At 58.6% G+C, this 17,695-nt stretch carries 20 protein-coding genes; 10 read left to right on the top strand and 10 right to left on the bottom strand.

Annotated features, from left to right (window positions below; all coding sequences use genetic code 11):
• From F8N62_RS25320 to F8N62_RS25310, 3 genes are read right to left on the bottom strand one after another with little or no spacing between them, the layout of a single operon-like run.
• The gene (locus tag F8N62_RS25320) at window positions 1–555 is read right to left on the bottom strand and encodes a cytochrome b (RefSeq protein WP_150713237.1); all 555 of its coding nucleotides are present in this window, start codon (window positions 553–555) and stop codon (window positions 1–3) included.
• Between the two features lie 51 nt (window positions 556–606).
• The gene (locus F8N62_RS25315; protein ID WP_150713236.1) at window positions 607–2,280 is read right to left on the bottom strand and encodes a cation acetate symporter; all 1,674 of its coding nucleotides are present in this window, start codon (window positions 2,278–2,280) and stop codon (window positions 607–609) included.
• Window positions 2,277–2,591: a DUF485 domain-containing protein gene (locus F8N62_RS25310; protein WP_150713235.1), complete on the bottom strand. Its 315-nt coding sequence runs from the start codon at window positions 2,589–2,591 to the stop codon at window positions 2,277–2,279. Before F8N62_RS25310 ends, F8N62_RS25315 begins: the two co-directional genes overlap by 4 nt.
• Before the next feature lie 390 nt (window positions 2,592–2,981).
• Here F8N62_RS25310 and F8N62_RS25305 point away from each other — a divergent pair, with 390 nt between their 5' ends.
• Window positions 2,982–3,893, top strand: a complete 912-nt coding sequence (locus tag F8N62_RS25305) for a LysR substrate-binding domain-containing protein (RefSeq protein ID WP_150713234.1) — start codon at window positions 2,982–2,984, stop codon at window positions 3,891–3,893.
• Here the strand turns inward: F8N62_RS25305 and F8N62_RS25300 are convergent.
• The 3 genes from F8N62_RS25300 to F8N62_RS25290 all read right to left on the bottom strand — a co-directional run bounded on the left by F8N62_RS25300 (window position 3,810) and on the right by F8N62_RS25290 (window position 6,768).
• Window positions 3,810–5,057, bottom strand: a complete 1,248-nt coding sequence (locus F8N62_RS25300) for an MFS transporter (RefSeq protein WP_191632440.1) — start codon at window positions 5,055–5,057, stop codon at window positions 3,810–3,812. The two genes, F8N62_RS25305 and F8N62_RS25300, sit on opposite strands and share 84 nt — an antisense overlap.
• A gap of 4 nt (window positions 5,058–5,061) precedes the next feature.
• Window positions 5,062–6,273 (bottom strand): YbfB/YjiJ family MFS transporter, encoded by a 1,212-nt coding sequence (locus tag F8N62_RS25295; protein WP_318181640.1) that lies wholly within the window; start codon window positions 6,271–6,273, stop codon window positions 5,062–5,064.
• A 114-nt stretch (window positions 6,274–6,387) separates the two neighbouring features.
• Window positions 6,388–6,768 carry a RidA family protein gene (locus tag F8N62_RS25290; protein WP_150713231.1) on the bottom strand — a complete coding sequence of 127 codons (381 nt, stop codon included), beginning with the start codon at window positions 6,766–6,768 and terminating at the stop codon, window positions 6,388–6,390.
• A 181-nt stretch (window positions 6,769–6,949) separates the two neighbouring features.
• Between F8N62_RS25290 and F8N62_RS25285 the strand changes: the two genes are divergently transcribed.
• The 9 genes from F8N62_RS25285 to F8N62_RS25245 all read left to right on the top strand — a co-directional run bounded on the left by F8N62_RS25285 (window position 6,950) and on the right by F8N62_RS25245 (window position 14,334).
• Window positions 6,950–8,260 carry a flavin-containing monooxygenase gene (locus tag F8N62_RS25285; RefSeq protein WP_150713230.1) on the top strand — a complete coding sequence of 437 codons (1,311 nt, stop codon included), beginning with the start codon at window positions 6,950–6,952 and terminating at the stop codon, window positions 8,258–8,260.
• Between the two features lie 20 nt (window positions 8,261–8,280).
• Window positions 8,281–8,697 carry a RidA family protein gene (locus F8N62_RS25280; protein ID WP_150713229.1) on the top strand — a complete coding sequence of 139 codons (417 nt, stop codon included), beginning with the start codon at window positions 8,281–8,283 and terminating at the stop codon, window positions 8,695–8,697.
• 153 nt (window positions 8,698–8,850) lie between these two features.
• Complete coding sequence (locus tag F8N62_RS25275) at window positions 8,851–9,528, top strand: DUF1028 domain-containing protein (protein ID WP_150713228.1); 678 nt, start codon at window positions 8,851–8,853, stop codon at window positions 9,526–9,528.
• Complete coding sequence (argE, locus tag F8N62_RS25270; RefSeq protein WP_150713227.1) at window positions 9,525–10,676, top strand: acetylornithine deacetylase; 1,152 nt, start codon at window positions 9,525–9,527, stop codon at window positions 10,674–10,676. The genes F8N62_RS25275 and argE overlap by 4 nt, the downstream gene beginning before the upstream one ends.
• Window positions 10,677–10,961: 285 nt before the next feature.
• Entirely contained in the window at window positions 10,962–12,377 is a 1,416-nt protein-coding gene (locus F8N62_RS25265; RefSeq protein WP_150713226.1) for a purine-cytosine permease family protein, read from the top strand.
• 168 nt (window positions 12,378–12,545) lie between these two features.
• Window positions 12,546–12,764 carry a PLD nuclease N-terminal domain-containing protein gene (locus F8N62_RS25260; RefSeq protein WP_150713225.1) on the top strand — a complete coding sequence of 73 codons (219 nt, stop codon included), beginning with the start codon at window positions 12,546–12,548 and terminating at the stop codon, window positions 12,762–12,764.
• 460 nt (window positions 12,765–13,224) lie between these two features.
• Complete coding sequence (locus F8N62_RS25255; RefSeq protein ID WP_150713224.1) at window positions 13,225–13,518, top strand: fructose-bisphosphate aldolase; 294 nt, start codon at window positions 13,225–13,227, stop codon at window positions 13,516–13,518.
• 143 nt (window positions 13,519–13,661) lie between these two features.
• Window positions 13,662–13,976 carry a type II toxin-antitoxin system RelE/ParE family toxin gene (locus F8N62_RS25250; RefSeq protein ID WP_150713223.1) on the top strand — a complete coding sequence of 105 codons (315 nt, stop codon included), beginning with the start codon at window positions 13,662–13,664 and terminating at the stop codon, window positions 13,974–13,976.
• 1 nt (window position 13,977) lies between these two features.
• Entirely contained in the window at window positions 13,978–14,334 is a 357-nt protein-coding gene (locus F8N62_RS25245) for an addiction module antidote protein (RefSeq protein ID WP_150713222.1), read from the top strand.
• Between the two features lie 604 nt (window positions 14,335–14,938).
• Here the strand turns inward: F8N62_RS25245 and F8N62_RS25235 are convergent.
• From F8N62_RS25235 to F8N62_RS25220, 4 genes are all read right to left on the bottom strand, one after another.
• Complete coding sequence (locus F8N62_RS25235) at window positions 14,939–15,385, bottom strand: NUDIX hydrolase (RefSeq protein ID WP_150713220.1); 447 nt, start codon at window positions 15,383–15,385, stop codon at window positions 14,939–14,941.
• 137 nt (window positions 15,386–15,522) lie between these two features.
• Window positions 15,523–16,032: a hypothetical protein gene (locus F8N62_RS25230; RefSeq protein WP_150713219.1), complete on the bottom strand. Its 510-nt coding sequence runs from the start codon at window positions 16,030–16,032 to the stop codon at window positions 15,523–15,525.
• Between the two features lie 27 nt (window positions 16,033–16,059).
• The gene (locus F8N62_RS25225; RefSeq protein ID WP_150713218.1) at window positions 16,060–16,632 is read right to left on the bottom strand and encodes a hypothetical protein; all 573 of its coding nucleotides are present in this window, start codon (window positions 16,630–16,632) and stop codon (window positions 16,060–16,062) included.
• A 174-nt stretch (window positions 16,633–16,806) separates the two neighbouring features.
• Window positions 16,807–17,355 carry a cupin domain-containing protein gene (locus tag F8N62_RS25220; RefSeq protein WP_007946335.1) on the bottom strand — a complete coding sequence of 183 codons (549 nt, stop codon included), beginning with the start codon at window positions 17,353–17,355 and terminating at the stop codon, window positions 16,807–16,809.
• Window positions 17,356–17,695: the final 340 nt, after the last annotated feature.

The following is a 17,695-nucleotide window of genomic DNA, read 5'->3' as shown; positions in this document are numbered from 1 at the left end:
TCACAGCTCCACATGTTTTCCAAGCATCCGCTTGAGCGTGTTGTTCTTCAGGAGAAAGTGATTCTTGAGCGCACCGAAGATGTGCAGCGCCAGACCGGCGACGAACGCCGATGCGCCAATATTGAACAGCACATCGACGACGTGTTTGAGCCCTGCATGAATGGGCAGCAGTGCCGGGATCGCAAATCCACCCGGCAATTCCACGGCCTCTCCGGCAGCCGACCTCGATGCCCACACCGCCACCGGCAGCAGCACCATCGCCAGGGCCAGCGCCACGGCGACAGAACGGCTGATGATCACTTCAATCGGATTGGGCGTGCCGACTGGCAGCGGATGGTAGGAAGTGATCCGCGCCCAGAACCGATAAATCGATACCAGAAACAGGATCAGTCCCACCAGGTTTTGCAGGTGGACGAAGGCCGCCCGCGTGGCGTCGCTGGACGCTTGGCCGATCAGCACTTGCAGGCACAGGATCGCCAGCAGCGACAGCGCCACGACCCAGTGCAGCACGACCGTGATGGGGGAAAACCTTAAGCCATTGTCTCGACGTTGCATGGCAGACTCCTTGTGCAGAGTGCGCAAATCAAAAGAGGAAAGTGACGGTGTTCAATGGCTGACGGCCTTGGCGGCGCCCAGGCCTGTGCGGGCGCGGACCTGCTGATCTTCGAAACGCGCTCGCTCCAGCACTGCCGCGCTGCTGCGATCGGTGACCGAGCCGAGCCAGGTGCAGAAGAACGCCACGTTCATCGAAATGATCGCCGGGTAATCGAAGGGAAAAATCGCTTCGGGATTGCCCAACACCTTGACCCACACCGCCGGCGACAGAATCACCAGACTCACCGAACTCACCAGCCCGGCGATCCCGCCGATCAGCGCTCCGCGTGTGGTCAGCCCTTTCCAGTACAGCGAGAGCGCGAGTATCGGAAAATTGACCGAGGCCGCCACGCCAAACGTCAGCGCCACCAGGAAGGCGATGTTCTGATCCTTGAACAAAATCCCCAGCACTACGGCGACGATGCCGATGCCCACCGAGGCGATTCTCGACACGCGACGCTCGTCTTTCGCCTCTGCGCGGTTTTTCTTCAACACCATCACATAGAGGTCATGGGAAATCGCTGAGGTGCCCGCCATGGTCAACCCCGACACCACCGCGAGGATCGTGGCAAACGCGACCGCGGAGATGAAGCCCAGCAGGAAGTCACCGCCCACCGCTTTGGCCAGGTGCATCACCGGCATGTTGCCGCCACCGACGAGCTTTCCACCGAGAATGCCGGACTCATAGAAGACCGGGTTTTGCCCGACGATGACAATCGCCGCCAGCCCCAACACCGCAACGATCAGGTAGAAGAAGCCGATGAAGCCCGTGGCGATGAACACCGATTTGCGTGCTTGCCGGGCGTCCGGCACGGTGAAAAAGCGCATCAGGATATGCGGCAATCCTGCGGTGCCGAAGACCAGCCCGAGGGACAGTGAGATCAACGCCAGCGGATCGGCCACCAGTTTGCTCGGCAACAGAATGCGCTCGCCGTCGTGGTGAGCGGCAATCGCTTGCTCGAACAACGCCTCGAAGGAAAAGCCGAACTTGCTCAATGCCAGCACCGCAAGCAAGGTGCCACCCAACAGCAACAGACCCGCCTTGATGATCTGCACCCAGGTGGTCGCGACCATCCCGCCAAACGTCACATACACCGCCATCAACAGGCCGACAGCGATCACCGCATAGTTGTAGGGAAGCCCGAACAACAGCTGGATCAACTGCCCGGCGCCGACCATCTGCACCACCAGGTAAAAGCACACCACGGTCAACGAACCGAAGGCCATCAGGGTGCGGATGCGGTTTTGATCCAGTCGAAAAGACGCAATGTCCGAGAGGGTGATGCGACCCAGATTACGGATCCGCTCGGCAAACAAAAACAGCAGCAGCGGCCAGGCGACGAAGAAGCTGATCGAGTACAACACCCCGTCGAAGCCGTTGAAGAAGATCATGCTGGTGACGCCCAGCAACGCCGCCGCCGACATGTAGTCGCCCGCCAGCGCCAGACCGTTCTGGAAGCCGGTGATGCCCCCGCCGGCGTTGTAGAAATCGTCCATGGATTTGGTTTTGGAAGCGGCCCACCAGGTGATGCCCAACGTGGTCAGCACGAACACCAGAAACATCGCAATCGCGGTGATGTTCAGCGGCTGTTTCTCGACGGCTTGCAACACATCGGCGGCCGAAGCGCAGGTCGCGAACGCGCCCGGCAGCGAAAACACTATGAGGTAACGCAGAAAATTTTTCATACGATTGCCCCCGCCCGGATTTCTGCGGTGAGGTCATCGAACTCACCATTGGCCCGCAGAATGTACAGGCCGGTAAACAACCACGCCCCGACAATAAAAACGACGCCCAGCGGCCAGGCGATGTTAATGACACTGGTGGCCGAGAGTTTCAGCGCAAGCAGGTGGGGCGAGAACGCGGCAATGAGGATGAACGCGAAGTACGGGACAAGGGTGGCGGCGACCAGACAAGCGACAAACTTTCGCTGCCGTGAGACCAAAGCCTGGTACTGGGGATGGTTGCGGATTCTGACTGATTCGGATGCATGGTTCACGTTGACTCCGTGTTGCAGTGGAAGCGTTATTGTTGTTCCACAGCCTCAAATGCGAAGACGCGATTTGCCACTGGCTGCGGGGTATCTGCAGCCTCAACCTATGCCCGGCAAAAGATCATGTAAAACGATCAATAATGATGCCTGCGATCGTTTTTGATGAACCAGAAAACCCAGCGCCCACACCAACCTGTAGGAGCGAGCTTGCTCGCGATGGTCGTAAGTGCACCGCTTGCATCCAGAAGTAACGCGTCATCGTTAGCGTCCATCGCGAGCAAGCTCGCTCCTACAATGATCATCAGACCAGCGCTTGTCTTTGGATGCTGATAAACCTAATCTCCTGAAAGCAGTTTTTCTTCAGCTAGTTATCCGTTTTCCAGATAGGTCATTCCGATGGACGTTACCGATCTCAAAGTCGTAGACGCAGTGGCGCGCCATGGCAGCATGAACAAGGCCGCCAGCGAACTGAACACCGTGCAGTCGAACGTTTCAGCGCGGATCCGCTCGCTGGAAGACGAGCTTGGCGTAGCGCTGTTCCAACGCAGCGCCCGAGGCGTTCAGGTCACACCCGCCGGCCGACGGATCCTGCCGTTCGCCGCCCGCCTGTCCCGGCTGCTGTCCGATGCCTCCTGTGCGGCACGGGACGATGGTCATCCCAAAGGTGTTTTCGAGATCGGTACGCTGGAAACCACATTGGCGCTGCGCCTACCACGACTGATTGCGAAGTTCGCCAAGGCCTACCCCGACGTTCGCCCGGTGATCCGCACCGGCACCACGTGCAGCCTGATTCAGGGCGTGGTCGACTGTCAGCTTGAAGGGGCGTTTGTCGTCGGCCCGGTCAATCACCCGGAACTGCTGAGTGAAGAGGCCTTTCGCGAACAGCTGGTTCTGGTCACCTCCCCCGCCATCAAAAACCTTGAGGATGTCGCCGGCGTCGACCACCTGAAGACGGTGGTCTTCCGCATCGGTTGCTCCTACCGCCAACGTCTGGATTCACTGCTGGCCAACCTCGGTATTCTGGCGCCCGAGCCGCTTGAGTTTGGTTCGATCGAGGCGATCATTGCCTGTGTGTCCGCCGGCGTAGGCATCACCCTGTTGCCTCGAGGCGTCGTGGCGAACGCCATGCGCGACGGCTTGGTCAACGCGCATGAATTGGCGCCAGACATCGCCGAGGTCGAGACGGTGTTTGTCCGGCGCATCGATGGCTATTTTTCCAGTGCGTTATCGACCTTTCTGGACAGCGTTCGGCAGGACGGCGTGACGGCGCTCGCGCTGGCTCACCCAGCCGTTCATGCCGGCGCATGACAGCAACAATACGGCGGTCACCAGGAACACGTGATGCAAGCCGAAATGGGCGCCGATCTGCCCGCCGATCAGTGGGCCGATGACCTGTCCGGCGAACTGCGCCGACTGCAAGTAGCCGAGAATTCTGCCCGAGTTGTACTCCTCGACCGAATGCCGTATCAGCTTGCCAATTGCCGGCAACAGCCCGGCGATGGTCATGCCCATGACACCGCGCAACACCGCCAGCTGCCACCATTGCGTGACGTACGCCTGGGGCACCATGACGATGGCCGTCAACAGCAAACACCCGACAATCACCTTCCAACTGCCAATCCGGTCGGCCAGCGCACCCAGTTTTGCGGCGGTCAACAGGCTGCCCAACGCGGAAGCGGCCATGACCACGCCGGCGATGCGCGCCTGATGACCGACAGGCACGCCGAGGTCGCCGATGTACACCGTGATGATCGGCTCGATCGACATGGTGGCCAGCAGCACCATCATTGCCGAAACCAGCAGTGCCGCAATGATCGGCCGGTTGGAAGCGTCGCCCTCAGTCCGGTTTTTCCCGGCGCTTTTTCTGGCATCCGCCACCGGGTCGAAATCCTCACGCACCAGCAGGAGCGTGGCGACGGCCGCCACCGCAATCACCGCTCCACCGACGAAAAACGTACCGCGAATACCCACCCACTCCGGTAAAAACCCGCCCACTAACGGCCCGATCAAACTGCCGGACAACGCGCCAGTGGACAACACACCGAGCGCCCAACCGGCCCGTTCGCGCGGTACTTGTGAGCCAATCATGACGATGGACGCAGAGGCGTAGCCACCGATGAGGCCAGCGATGAGGCGCAGGGCAACCAGGTCGGTGACGTCCCGGGCGAGCCCGATCAGCGACATGACAATCGCCATGCCGACGGCCGCTCTCACGAGCATGGGTTTGCGCCCATAACGATCGGACAACCGTCCCCACAACGGCGCAGTAATGGCCGTGCCGAAGAATGTCGCGCCGAAGGCCACAGCGGACCACTGCACCACCTCCGCCTGCGAGGTCACGCCCAGTTGCTGCACATACAACGGCAGAAACGGCAACAGCATGGTCAGGCTGACCAGCGTGGTAAACGAGCCAAAGACACACACCGTCAGGTTGCGGCGCCAATACATTAGGTTGCGCTCGGAGTAATTCACGATGTCAGGCGCTCCGGGCATCGGTAGAGGGTTTCGCGCCCGCGACCACATCGATGACAAACGCCAGCAGCATCGCTGAAGTCCCGAGCATAAAGAGCAAGCTGTAGTTGCCGTCGCTGTGAGAGAACAGGAACGACAACCCATAGGCGGCGATTGCCTGGAACAAGGCGAATCCGACCGTTGCGGTTTGCCAGGCCGAACTCTGCTGCGCGGGATGATGGGCGAGCACTTCATGCACCCGGCCCAACACCAGCGGCACCGTCCCGGTGACAAACGCGCCGACGATCACGCTGGACAGGATTAACCAGCCAGCGCCAAGCCCGAGGGCCGGCACCGCGACGGCGAACGCCTCAATGATGAACGACAGCCGCAACGCGCGACCGAAGCCGATCCGGTCGGCGAGTACGCCGGCCAGTAGCGGTCCCAGCGTCGCGCCGATGCCGAACAGCACCCAGTATTGCGCCCCCACCTGAAGACCCTCGCCCCTGCCCCGGGCAACGAAATCCACCAGGAAAATCATGTGCGGCACCCAACCGGCAGCATTGAGGGCGTACTCCACATACAGGGCCTTGAGCGTGCGGTTGGGCGCCGGGCGATGGTGTTGGGTCGCGCTTGCGACGGGTGCGTCGCCTTTCGGCCAGCCGCGCCAGGCGATGGCGGTCAGTAGCAATGAAATCAGGCCAAGACCCAGCCACGTTTCACCGAGGCCCTGTTGCAGCAACAGCGGCACCAGCGTGCCGGACGCTGCAATGCCGACGCCCACCCCCATGAAAATGATCCCGGCGACCAAACCGCGTCGAGCCGGCGTCACGTGCGCCAACACCGTCGGAGCGGCCAGCACCATCAACGCGCCACCCGCGGTTCCGGAGAGGAATCGCCACACGAAGAACCACGCGAACGACACCGGCCAGGCACAGGCGAAAAACGCCACGCTCGCCAGCAACATCATCGCTCGGAGCACGAACACCGTTGAGGTGCGCGCCGCCATTGAGCGACCGAAAATCGCGCCGGCCAGATACCCGGCGAGGTTGGCGGCGCCCAGGTAAGCAGCTTTGGAGGGATCGAACCAATGGGCACCGATCAGCGCCGGCAGCAGCGGCGTATAAGCGAACCGCGCCAGGCCGATGCCGACGAGGCTTGCGGCAAAGCCTGCCACCGTGCCCTGCCATGCGCTCACGGGGTTCGCACGGGTGACGGTCGTGTTCAATCTGTTCATCATCTGCCCTTCTGTTCTTCAGATAGGGCAGACACTACGCGCGCACGGGATATCTCAAGAAGCGAATTAATCAGATCATGGTTATCTCTAAATCAGATAACCATGATTTGACATTCAGCCCTTCGCCGCCATCGCGGTCACTTCCACACGCATGCCTTCAACCGCCAGTGCAGCCACGCCCACGGCGGCACGTACCGGCCATGGCTTGGCAAAGAAACGTTTGTAAACTTCGTTGAATGCAGCGCGGTCGGCCATGTCGGTGAGGTAGATGGTCAGGTGCAAAACGCGGTCCATGGAACTGCCGGCGCGCTCCAGCGCGACCTTCAAGGCCTGCAACGTGCACTCGCTTTGCAGGGTGATGTCGCCCAGTTCCAGGCTGCCGTCAGCGCGGGTCGGGATCTGCGTTGAAACCAGAAGGCCGCCGAAACCGGCGACGTCGGAGGAGATGGAGTCCGCATCGGGATCGGGGGTGAAAGTGATGTCTTGGTTAGCCATGAGGATCTCTTGTTCGAGGGAGTGAAAGGTGCGGCCAGTTTACAGAAGCGGCTCTGCCTCAGTTATTTATACTCAAATGCCAGCTTAATAATATTTTACCGATACCAGGGTCATCCCTAGTCTTGAGCCCAAGAAATGGCAGGCCGTTCGCGACCTCACTCCAACTTCGAAGGGTATTGAGATGACCACGGAAATAATAAAAACAGATACGTTGATTGTTGGCGCCGGTCAGGCTGGCATTGCCATGAGTGAACACCTGAGCAAACTCGGCGTGCCGCACCTGGTGCTGGAGCGCAACCGCATTGCCGAACGCTGGCGCACCGGGCGTTGGGATTCGCTGGTGGCGAATGGTCCGGCGTGGCACGACCGTTTCCCCGGCCTGGATTTCGACGACCTCAGCCCCGACGCGTTTGCGCCAAAAGAACGGGTCGCCGATTACTTCGAAGCTTACGCCAAGAAATTCAACGCGCCGATCCGCACCGGCGTGGACGTGCTGAACGTCGAGCGCAATGTCGGCCGCCCGGGCTTCACCATTCAAACCTCTGAAGGCGTGATCGAGGCCAACCGTGTGGTGGCCGCCACCGGGCCTTTCCAGCGTCCGGTGATCCCGCCGATTGCGCCGCAGGACCAACCCTTCCTGCAGATCCACTCCGCCGACTACCGCAACCCGGCGCAACTGCCTGAAGGCGCGGTGCTGGTGGTCGGTGCGGGCTCGTCCGGCGTACAGATTGCCGATGAATTGCAGCGTGCCGGCAAGCAAGTTTACCTCTCCGTCGGCGCCCACGACCGCCCGCCTCGCGCCTACCGCAACCGGGATTTCTGCTGGTGGCTGGGGGTGTTAGGCGAGTGGGATCAAGCGGCGATGAAACCGGGCCGCGAGCACGTCACCATCGCCGTCAGCGGCGCCCATGGCGGGCGCACGGTGGACTTCCGTGGGCTGGCGCATCGCGGCATGACGCTGGTCGGTCTGACCCAGGCGTTCAACGGCGGCGTCGCGACTTTTCAAGCGAACCTGGCCGAGAACCTGGCACGTGGCGATGAGAACTATCTGGCCCTGCTGAACGCCGCCGACGCCTACATCGAGCGCAATGGCCTGGATCTGCCGCAAGAGCCGGAAGCGCGAATTACCTTCCCCGATCCGGACTGCGTGACCAACCCGATTCTTGAACTCGACCTGACCCAGGCTGGCGTGACTTCGATCATCTGGGCCACCGGTTTTGCCACCGATTACAGCTGGCTCAAGGTCGAGGCTTTCGACGACAAGGGCAAGCCGCAGCACCAGCGCGGTGTGTCGAGTGAGCCGGGGGTGTATTTCCTCGGATTGCCTTGGCAGTCACGGCGCGGGTCTTCGTTTATCTGGGGCGTTTGGCATGACGCCAAATACGTGGCTGATCACATCGCCATTCAGCGCTCCTATCTCGACTACCACGATGCGGCGCAACGTGAGGCCGAGGTCGCCCCGCTCGCCAACAAAACAACCGTCAGCGCTTAAAATTTTTTCAGGAGCTTCACATGTCCACGCCAACCCACACCCGCATTCGCATGTTCAACACCAAGGAAACCTACCCAAACCAAAGCCTGGACAACGACCTGTGCCAGGCCGTCCGCGCCGGCAACACGGTGTATGTCCGGGGCCAGGTCGGGACGGATTTCGAAGGCCAACTGGTCGGCCTCGGCGATCCGCGCGCGCAGGCTGAACAAGCCATGCGCAACGTCAAGCAGTTGCTCGAAGAGGCCGGCAGCGACCTGAGCCACATCGTCAAAACCACGACCTATCTGATCGACCCGCGGTATCGCGAGCCGGTGTATCAGGAAGTCGGCAAGTGGCTCAAAGGCGTGTTTCCGATTTCGACCGGGTTGGTGGTGTCGGCGTTGGGGCAGCCGCAGTGGTTGATGGAGATTGATGTGATTGCGGTGATTCCCGAGTAAGCAGGAATAGCGAGTCGCAGCCATCGCTGGCAAGCCAGCTCCCACAGGGTTCTTCAGTGGCCACAACATTTGGCACGACGACGGACCTGTGGGAGCTGGCTTGCCAGCGATGAGGCCCGCCCAGACACTTCATATGCCCAGGAGCCAAACCCCATGACCTTCTCCATCACCGCCCGCTGCCCCGAAACCGGCCAGTTCGGCATCGCCATCAGCTCCTCCAGCATCGCCGTCGGCGCCCGTTGCCCATGGCTGCTGCCGGGCGTCGGCGCCGTCTCCACGCAAAACATCACCCTGCCCTCCCTCGGTCCCGAAGTGCTCGCCCTGATGGAGCAAGGCCTCACCCCCGCCGAGGCGTTGGACAAAGTCCTCACCCGCAACGGCTACAGCCAATACCGCCAGATCACCGCCATCGACCACCTCGGCCAGACCGCTCACTTCAGCGGCGCGCAAACCCTTGGCAACCACAACGCCGTGGCCGGCGAACAGTGCGTCGCCGCCGGCAACATGCTCGCACATCGTGGCGTGATCGAGGCCATAGTCGAAGCGTTCGAACACGGCGAAGGCCAACTCGCCGACCGCTTGCTCGCCGCCATGAAAGCCGCCATCGTCGCCGGTGGTGAAGCGGGCCCGGTGCATTCAGCCGCGCTGGTGGTGGTCGGTGAACTCACCTGGCCGATCATCAACCTGCGAGTCGACTGGGCCGACGAAAACCCCATCGGCGAACTGGAAAAACTCTGGGACGCCTACCGCCCACAGGTTCAGGACTACATCGACCGCGCCCTCGCCCCGGACAAATCCCCGGGTTATGGCGTTGCCGGAGACGACCGATGAGCAGCAGCCGCGATGTGCTGCAAAGGTTGGTGGAGTTCGACACCACCAGCCGTGAATCTAATCTGCAGCTAATCGAGTTTGTCCGCGACTACCTCGCGAGTTTCGACGTGTCGTGCGACTTGATCTACAACGAGCAGCGCAGCAAGGCCAACCTGTTCGCGACCATTGGCCCGGCTCACCTGCCGGGCATCGTGTTGTCAGGGCACACCGATGTGGTGCCGGTCGACGGTCAGGCGTGGACGGTGGCACCCTTCGAACTGACCGAGCGAGACGGCAAACTGTTCGGGCGCGGCACGGCGGACATGAAAGGCTACATCGCGTGTGTGCTGGCCCTTGTTCCTTCCTTGGTGAACGCTTCGTTAAGACTGCCGGTGCACATTGCGCTGTCCTACGATGAAGAGGTGGGTTGCCTTGGCGTGCGTTCGTTGCTGGCGGAGCTGGAGCAACGTCCGGTCAAACCAATGCTGTGCATCATCGGCGAGCCGACCGAACTGAAACCGGTGCTCGGGCATAAAGGCAAACTGGCGATGCGCTGCGATATTCAGGGGGAAGCGTGCCATTCGGCGTATGCGCCGCTGGGGGTCAATGCGATTGAATATGCTGCCGAACTGATCGGCGAGCTGGGGCGGATTGGCAGTCGATTGAAAGCCCCGGAACATCATGACGTTCGATTTGATCCGCCATTTTCCACGGTCCAAACCGGGGTGATTTCCGGCGGTAAAGCGCTGAACATCGTGCCCGCCGATTGTCGCTTCGATTTTGAAATCCGTGCTTTGCCGACTGATGATCCTCGAATGGTTGCGCAGGAACTCCAGACCTACGCCGATCAGCAATTACTGCCGCGCATGAAGGCCGTGAGTGAACAGAGTGAAATCCGCTTCAGCGAGCTATCGGCGTACCCCGGATTGGCAACCGACGCACGCAGCGAAGCCGCTGAACTGATCGCCGCCTTCTGCGGCTCCCGCGAATTCGCCACCGTCGCCTTCGGCACCGAAGGCGGCCTCTTCAACGCAGCCGGCATCCCCACCGTCGTCTGCGGCCCCGGCAGCATGGACCAGGGTCACAAACCCGACGAATTCATCAGCCTCGACCAACTGAACGGCTGCGATGAAATGCTCCACAGAATGCTGCTGTCAATCAGCGGATAGCATAGATTTTGAACACCCCTAATACCCTGTGGGAGCGGGCTTGCCCGCGATAGCGATCTAACAATCAACACCTGTGTTGGCCGCCAATCCGCTATCGCGGGCAAGCCCGCTCCCACAGGTTTTTTGGTGACCATCGACCTACATTTTTTAACGTCTCTACCAACAATCTTTGTAATTTATCTATCCCGACCCACCGCACATCATCCACTCCAACAAGAAAAGCGTCGCCCCGTTGCGACGCTCACCGAAGTACGTCCACGTACTCAAATTGCCTTGGAGTCCGTCATGGTTACCGCAGCAACTACCTCCGCCCCGCTCATCGAAAAACACACCATCGGCTACGTGCCGCCCGAAGATCGCCACGGCAAAACCCGCGACCTGTTCACCCTCTGGTTCGGTGGCAACATCGCCCCGCTGCCCATCGTCACCGGCGCGCTCGGCGTGCAGATGTTCCACCTGAATCTGGTGTGGGGCATCGTCGCCATTCTCGTCGGTCACCTGGTCGGTGGTGTGCTGATGGCGCTGCACTCGGCGCAGGGCCCGCAGATGGGCATCCCGCAAATGATCCAGAGCCGCGCCCAGTTCGGCTCCCTCGGCGCCCTGCTGGTGGTGCTGATCGCCGGCATCATGTACATCGGCTTCTTCGCCTCCAACATCGTCCTCGCCGGCAAGTCCCTGCACGGCGTAGTCGACAGCGTGCCGGTGCCGGTCGGCATCGTCATCGGTGCCCTCGGCTCGGGCATCATCGGCATCATCGGCTACCGCTTCATCCACGTGCTCAACCGCATCGGCACCTGGGTACTCGGTGCCGGCATCGTGCTCGGCTTCGGCTACATCTTCACCCATGTGCAAACCGCTGACTTCCTCACCCGCGGCAGCTTCAACATTTCCGGCTGGCTGGCCACCGTGTCCCTCGCCGCGCTCTGGCAAATCGCCTTCGCGCCGTACGTCTCCGACTACTCGCGCTACCTGCCGGCCAACGTGCCGGTGGCCGCCACGTTCTGGACCACGTATCTGGGCACCGTGCTCGGCTCCAGCCTCTCGTTCATCTTTGGCGCCGTCGCCGTGCTCGCCACGCCGGTCGGCATGGACACCATGGACGCGGTCAAACTCGCCACCGGCTCCATCGGCCCGTTGATGCTGGTGCTGTTCCTGCTCAGCGTCATCAGCCACAACGCCCTCAACCTCTACGGTGCCGTGCTGTCGCTGATCACCCTGATCCAGACCTTCGCCTACCGCTGGATCCCGACCGCCAAAAGCCGCGCCATCCTCTCGATCATCATCCTCGCCGCCTGCTGCTTCGCCGCCGTCGGCGCCTCCGCCAACTTCATCGGCCACTTCGTCGACATGGTTCTGGTGCTGCTCGTGGTGCTGGTGCCCTGGACCGCGATCAACCTGATCGACTTCTACGCGATTCACAAAGGCCAATACGACATCCACTCGATTTTCAAGGTCGACGGCGGCATCTACGGCCGCTACAACCCGCAGGCACTGCTGGCCTACGCCATCGGCATCGCCGTGCAAATCCCCTTCATGAACACCCCGCTGTACGTCGGCCCGATCTCCGAACACATCAACGGCGCCGACCTGTCGTGGCTGGTCGGCCTGCTCATCACCTCGCCGCTCTACTACTGGCTGGCCAACCGCGACACCGCCTACAAACGCCGCCTCTGCAGCGGAAAACTCGCCAACTCCATTTAAAATCCCCCAATCCCCTGTGGGAGCGAGCCTGCTCGCGATGGCGTCCAAACTGACGCCATCGCCTGTAGGAGCTGTCGAGTGCAACGAGGCTGCGATCTTCTGATCCCAAAAATAAATGAACCCCACCCGCATCAAACCACCTAAAGCCATGACCTTAGGAGGTAACCCATGCAAACCGAAACCCTCTGGATCGTACTCGCCGCAGTCCTCGTGCTGATCGAGTTATGGGCCATCAACAAAGTCCGCAAGGCCGAAGGCAAATCCAGCAATAAACTCGTCTGGATGGTGGTGATTGTATTTGTTCCGCTGTTCGGATTGATCGCGTGGGCCGTGGCGGGACCGAAACACACCAACCCGAATCCGCATTCGCCGCAGGCCAGGCAGTGACGTCGGTTGATCCGCAATCAGTCGTTGGAAACCGCATAGCTTGAAACCACAAAGCCCCAACCATTGGGGCTTTGTTGTTTTTTTCACCGCTCGACTCTCAAACCCGCCATCCGAGAATCTCGTAGGAATTTACCCTCTGTGGTGAGGGGATTTATCCCCGCTGGGCCGCGAAGCGACCCCAAACCCTGCACCCCATTTCCAACGGCACCCCACACCACCCGGAATATCGCGAAAAGCCCGCAGACAGTGGCATTGCGCCTTGCCCGAACGATGGCCGGAGCGTCCTACAGCCCGGTTGTGAGCCCAGAAATTGGCGCTTATAGTTTGGCCTGACCGCCATTGTCGGTGCCCGGGATTCGCAGCCCAAAAAGAAGACACCAAAGACCGCCAGACGCCCATTGCCAACCTTCGCCGGCAATCGGATGAGGCGATTGTGATTCATCTTTTTAGGACTACTTCCATGACAACCCAACACCCGCCACGCCGCTTCATCCCAATGTCCCAATTCGCCACCGACTACCCCGTCCTGGTCGTCGACAGCGACGCCCCAATCCGCGAGCTCCACAACGTCGTCAGCGAACGCCTCAACGCTGTCCTCCCCTACCTACAGCTCATGGGCTGCACCAACCTCCCCGACTACGCCGAAAACGACATCAACACCGTCGCCAACATCGCCCGGATCTTGCTCCAGGACGTGAGCGATGTGTTTCGGGTGATTGAGCAGCGTGGGTTTGCTAGCGCCAGAGGTGAGTAACCGTTCCTCAAACGTAAAAAAACCGCATGGAGGCTGGTTTTTTTAGCCCATGACTGCTCAACGGCGCGATTGCAGGACACACGTACACCTGCAACCAATGGCCGCCAAAAATATGGAGTAGCCAGTAGGCTACATACGAGTCTATGATCGAGAAGAAAAAAAACAGTATCTACAAAACGCTGGAGTTTGATAGGTGGCTGCGGGATGTAAAGGATGCTGATGGAAAAACCGCTATTTTAAACCGGCTGGACCGCGCCGAAGTGGGCCATTTTGGAGATTGCGAAAGCGTGGGCGGCGGTGTGAGCGAAATGCGTGTTTTTGGTGGCCCCGGCTACAGGCTCTATTTCGTTCGCACCGGGACGACCGTCTACACGATGCTCACTGGAAGCGATAAAACTGATCAAATGAGAGGCATCAAACGAGCTAAACAAATCCTCGTTGCCATGAGAGGTAAATGAAATGACAAATAACCGATTCGATCCCGAAGATATGCCGATCCTTGGCCTGGACACTTCAGGCACAAGCCTCTATGAAGCATCCAGCTTTCTCGACAACCCGGAAATTATGGCTGCTTACATTTCCGAAAGCATGAAGTTTGGCGACGCTGCGTTCATTCATGCTCTGGGCGAAGTTGCAAAAGCCAAAGGCATGAACAGAGTCGCCCTGGAAGCCGGACTCAACCGCGAAAGCCTTTACAAATTGCTTAAAGGCGGATCCAAAACGCGCTTTGAGACCATAAGAAAGCTGATGACAGCGATAGGTCTGGAACTCACCGTACGCCCAATAGCGCCGCCAGCCGCAGCTCCCGGCAAGTGAAAACCTGTACCAGGCAAATCCGCTGCCAAGCCCGCTCTAGCCTAAATCGGCTGCGAAATGGCAGCCCATAAAAACTATCCAACTCTTTCCATCCGGGCTTTTTCAACTGATACCTAACGACCTCGTCCGCCAAAAACAGCCGACGAAAAAATGCCCGCATCTCACGACACAGGCATTTCCAACCGCCCCAATAGACCAACCTTTCAGAACCAAAAACTAACTCCCACCACTACTACTGCTACTCCCCCCGGTTCCACCCGCCTTGGTTCCACCCGGCGTAGGACCGTTATCCGTCGTCCCGCCATCCGCGCCTTTTGGCAGCGAGCCAGCATCGGGATCGGCATTGGTCGCCTCGGGTGCGGGTTTACGAGTCTCGCTCTTGCCGTCGGAAGAGGTTGTTCCCGTTGTAGAGTCAGCTGCGACGGCATACAGCGAACTTCCCGACAGAATGGCTGCAAGCGTCAGTACCACAATCTTGTGATTCATCATGTTGATTCTTCCTGCGCGTGGGATTACACAGCATTGGAAGAATCAGCATCGAAAACGTGCGGAGAAGCGGACGAGCGGTTAGGGCTCGCCGCTTTTCTTTGGACAAAGCTTGGCGTCAGTCCAGCAGGGCAACTTTCCTCAGCAGATCCGAGAGCCCAGCAGGCACCAGTGGCGTTTCGTCAGTAAAGCTTGTTAACGGTAGCCATTTGGCGATGAACGCCGCACCGTTACTTTCGTGACCGTCCAAGTGCGACAACCCATAGACGCTGGCATCGACAAACTTCGCATCGTAGACCTGGACGATTTCGTGTCCTTGTTTGCCGGCATAGGTGAAGAGGCTTTCCAGCGTGCCCAGCAAACGAACATCGGTGATGGATAAACCAACCTCTTCGTCTACTTCACGCTCGATGGCGTGGGCGCTGGTTTCGCCGAATTCGATACCGCCGCCGATTGGGCGGAAGAATGGTTTGTTGGTGATGGGGTCGTGCGCTTCGTTGACCAGTATCTTGCCGTCGTGATGGAAGATGCAGATTGCGAGCGGGCGGATGCGGGGGGCGATCATGAGGTGAAGTCCATTTACTTGAAACCTTATTCGTCACCCTTTTCCGTCTCTTTTCGGCAACGGGCCAGGATCAGGTTCAGGGTTGGTCAATTCAGACATGGATGAGCAAGACTCACCCTTGCAATACTTTTTAGCTGTTAGTAAAGCGATTTATTTTTCTGCTCTTTGCTTCGTTTTTCTCGGGCTTCCCGTTCCTCCCTGGCAAATTTTTTCATCTCTTCATAAAATTTTGTTGTAGTGATTCTTAGATTCCACATATGACCAATAGCGACGGTTGTCGCAATGACGGTCGTGGCTCCAGCCCAGGCGGTTTTATTCTGTGCAATTTTACTTAAGACCAAATAGTAGGGCCATAAGCCGGCAATATTAATCCCTAATTCCATTAGTAGCGTATAGCCAAAAAGAAATGCCCCCGCCAACAACAGCCCCAAAATTGAGAACATCCCAAAGTAATACATGATAGATGATGACACTATCCATACATTACGCGCGAATGCAGGTACCGCAAAAATTACGCCAAGCAGCCGATAACCAATAATCTCCGCAGTATTGTTATACCAACAAGGAAGAAAAGGTCGAAGAAGATATGAAACCAACCATACAGTGACTGTTACCTTTACCGATACCAGCATTACATCCCACCACATACTCCCTCCATGATATGCAAAAATGACTCAGGATATAGGTTGTTTTTCAAACAGTGCGCGCACAATGTTTTGGCAATTTTCAAGTGCCCAGCGCCATTGCCCATGGTTGGGTGCTCTCCCGTCCCACCATTCGGCAAAGAAGGTTATCTCACGGAGTTCGTCCAAATGGACAGCTTCCTCTGAGGAGATCAGTCCTTTAGCCAGGCATAGAGGGATCAGCTTTACCAAACTTGGTGATGGGCCAAAACCGTGATCTGGCACGAGGCACACCAAGCCTTGTCGCATAAGCATCCGGGCCAACACCAAAGTCATCCATTCGTTCAATTCTACTGTTTTAAAAAGGTCATCAAGGGACTTGGGATCGATGGCTTTGCCATGAGTAGCTTCTTTGATTGTACTATTTACGTCGATTTTTAGTCTTTCAAGGGAAATCCCATCTTTCCCCAGCTTTACATTTGCCAACTCTTTCCATACGAAAGGAAGAAACGGACTTAAAATGAGAAATACAAACAAAATGGACAGCGGAGACTTTCCTTCGCCCAGACTGAAGTAAACATGACATGCAGCAATAAAGACTACGGTTATTGTGTAAGCGCGCATCAAACCTCCTTGTTAATAACTGCAAAGCAAAATATCTAAAAAATAATACTTAGAGAAACCCAACATACCCCAATCGCAAACTGAAGAGTTTTGTGTCTTCCTCCTATCTCAGCACACAACTCAAAATCTTAACCACTCATTCGTCGAGACGAACGTAATACACGCGCCTCTTCATCAGAAGTTTGCCGGTGTGTTGGCGCTGATGATTTCCGCTTCATCCTGGCCAATATTGCGAAACTTGTGCGGCAGCGTGGTCGGGAAGTAGTAGCCATCACCGGCGTTGAGCACACTGATCTGCCCATCCACCGTCAGCTCGACCGTTCCCCTCGTCACCAGCCCGCACTCCTCGCCCTCTGAGTGAACGATCGGCTCTTCCCCCGAACTTGCGCCCGGTGCGTATTGCTCGCGCAGCAAGCGCATCTGCCGGCTCGGCACCGACGCGCCGATCAGCAGCAGCCGCAGGCCGTGGCGGCCGAGATCCGGCTGTTCATTGGCACGGAAGACGTATTGGTGTTCGCGGGGTGGCTGGTCGAAGGTGAAAAAGTCCGCCAAAGACATGGGGATGCCTTCGAGCAGTTTTTTCAGGGAACTGACGGAGGGACTGACGCGATTCTGCTCGATCAGGGAAATGGTGGCATTGGTGACGCCGCTACGCCGGGCCAGCTCGCGCTGGGACAGTTTGTAGCTTTCGCGTACTAATTTGAGTCGTGAGCCCGTGTCCATGACAGCCTTATGCGAGAAATACTTAAGGGTTATGGGGGTGGATGGCGGGCGACTTTTGCCGCGAAGGTACCGCTTCCCTGTCCCGGAATGGTGAAAGGCGGGTATTAAATCATGTTTGGGGGTGTTGCTCAGCAGGTTCGATCGATGGCCGGATAAAAAGGCCGTAGGCCGGTTGCCAGTCAGGCCGGATGCAGAACCAGTGGGAGCGAGCTTGCTCGCGATGAGGGCGGTTCATTCAACATTGATGTCAGCTGACAGTCAGTCATCGCGAGCAAGCTCGCTCCCACATGGATTGCATTTCACTCGATGGCATTCGCTGGCGGCCAATTGGATGGCCGCC

It is taken from the genome of Pseudomonas fluorescens (assembly GCF_902497785.1).
Taxonomy (GTDB): Bacteria; Pseudomonadota; Gammaproteobacteria; order Pseudomonadales; family Pseudomonadaceae; genus Aquipseudomonas; species Aquipseudomonas fluorescens_BO.
The sequence above is the reverse complement of the archived record's forward strand: the minus strand, read 5'-3'. Positions and strand labels throughout refer to the sequence as shown.

Excerpts from the sequence above, each read along its gene's own strand:
- F8N62_RS25295 (WP_318181640.1), bottom strand. The coding sequence starts at position 6,273 with ATGAACAGATTGAACACGACCGTCACCCGTGCGAACCCCGTGAGCGCA.
- F8N62_RS25250 (WP_150713223.1), top strand. The coding sequence starts at position 13,662 with ATGATCGAGAAGAAAAAAAACAGTATCTACAAAACGCTGGAGTTTGAT.
- F8N62_RS25290 (WP_150713231.1), bottom strand. The coding sequence starts at position 6,768 with ATGGCTAACCAAGACATCACTTTCACCCCCGATCCCGATGCGGACTCC.
- F8N62_RS25275 (WP_150713228.1), top strand. The coding sequence starts at position 8,851 with ATGACCTTCTCCATCACCGCCCGCTGCCCCGAAACCGGCCAGTTCGGC.
- F8N62_RS25225 (WP_150713218.1), bottom strand. The coding sequence starts at position 16,632 with ATGCGCGCTTACACAATAACCGTAGTCTTTATTGCTGCATGTCATGTT.
- argE (WP_150713227.1), top strand. The coding sequence starts at position 9,525 with ATGAGCAGCAGCCGCGATGTGCTGCAAAGGTTGGTGGAGTTCGACACC.
- F8N62_RS25285 (WP_150713230.1), top strand. The coding sequence starts at position 6,950 with ATGACCACGGAAATAATAAAAACAGATACGTTGATTGTTGGCGCCGGT.
- F8N62_RS25255 (WP_150713224.1), top strand. The coding sequence starts at position 13,225 with ATGACAACCCAACACCCGCCACGCCGCTTCATCCCAATGTCCCAATTC.
- F8N62_RS25230 (WP_150713219.1), bottom strand. The coding sequence starts at position 16,032 with ATGTGGTGGGATGTAATGCTGGTATCGGTAAAGGTAACAGTCACTGTA.
- F8N62_RS25305 (WP_150713234.1), top strand. The coding sequence starts at position 2,982 with ATGGACGTTACCGATCTCAAAGTCGTAGACGCAGTGGCGCGCCATGGC.
- F8N62_RS25260 (WP_150713225.1), top strand. The coding sequence starts at position 12,546 with ATGCAAACCGAAACCCTCTGGATCGTACTCGCCGCAGTCCTCGTGCTG.
- F8N62_RS25315 (WP_150713236.1), bottom strand. The coding sequence starts at position 2,280 with ATGAAAAATTTTCTGCGTTACCTCATAGTGTTTTCGCTGCCGGGCGCG.
- F8N62_RS25320 (WP_150713237.1), bottom strand. The coding sequence starts at position 555 with ATGCAACGTCGAGACAATGGCTTAAGGTTTTCCCCCATCACGGTCGTG.
- F8N62_RS25265 (WP_150713226.1), top strand. The coding sequence starts at position 10,962 with ATGGTTACCGCAGCAACTACCTCCGCCCCGCTCATCGAAAAACACACC.
- F8N62_RS25220 (WP_007946335.1), bottom strand. The coding sequence starts at position 17,355 with ATGGACACGGGCTCACGACTCAAATTAGTACGCGAAAGCTACAAACTG.
- F8N62_RS25235 (WP_150713220.1), bottom strand. The coding sequence starts at position 15,385 with ATGATCGCCCCCCGCATCCGCCCGCTCGCAATCTGCATCTTCCATCAC.
- F8N62_RS25280 (WP_150713229.1), top strand. The coding sequence starts at position 8,281 with ATGTCCACGCCAACCCACACCCGCATTCGCATGTTCAACACCAAGGAA.
- F8N62_RS25245 (WP_150713222.1), top strand. The coding sequence starts at position 13,978 with ATGACAAATAACCGATTCGATCCCGAAGATATGCCGATCCTTGGCCTG.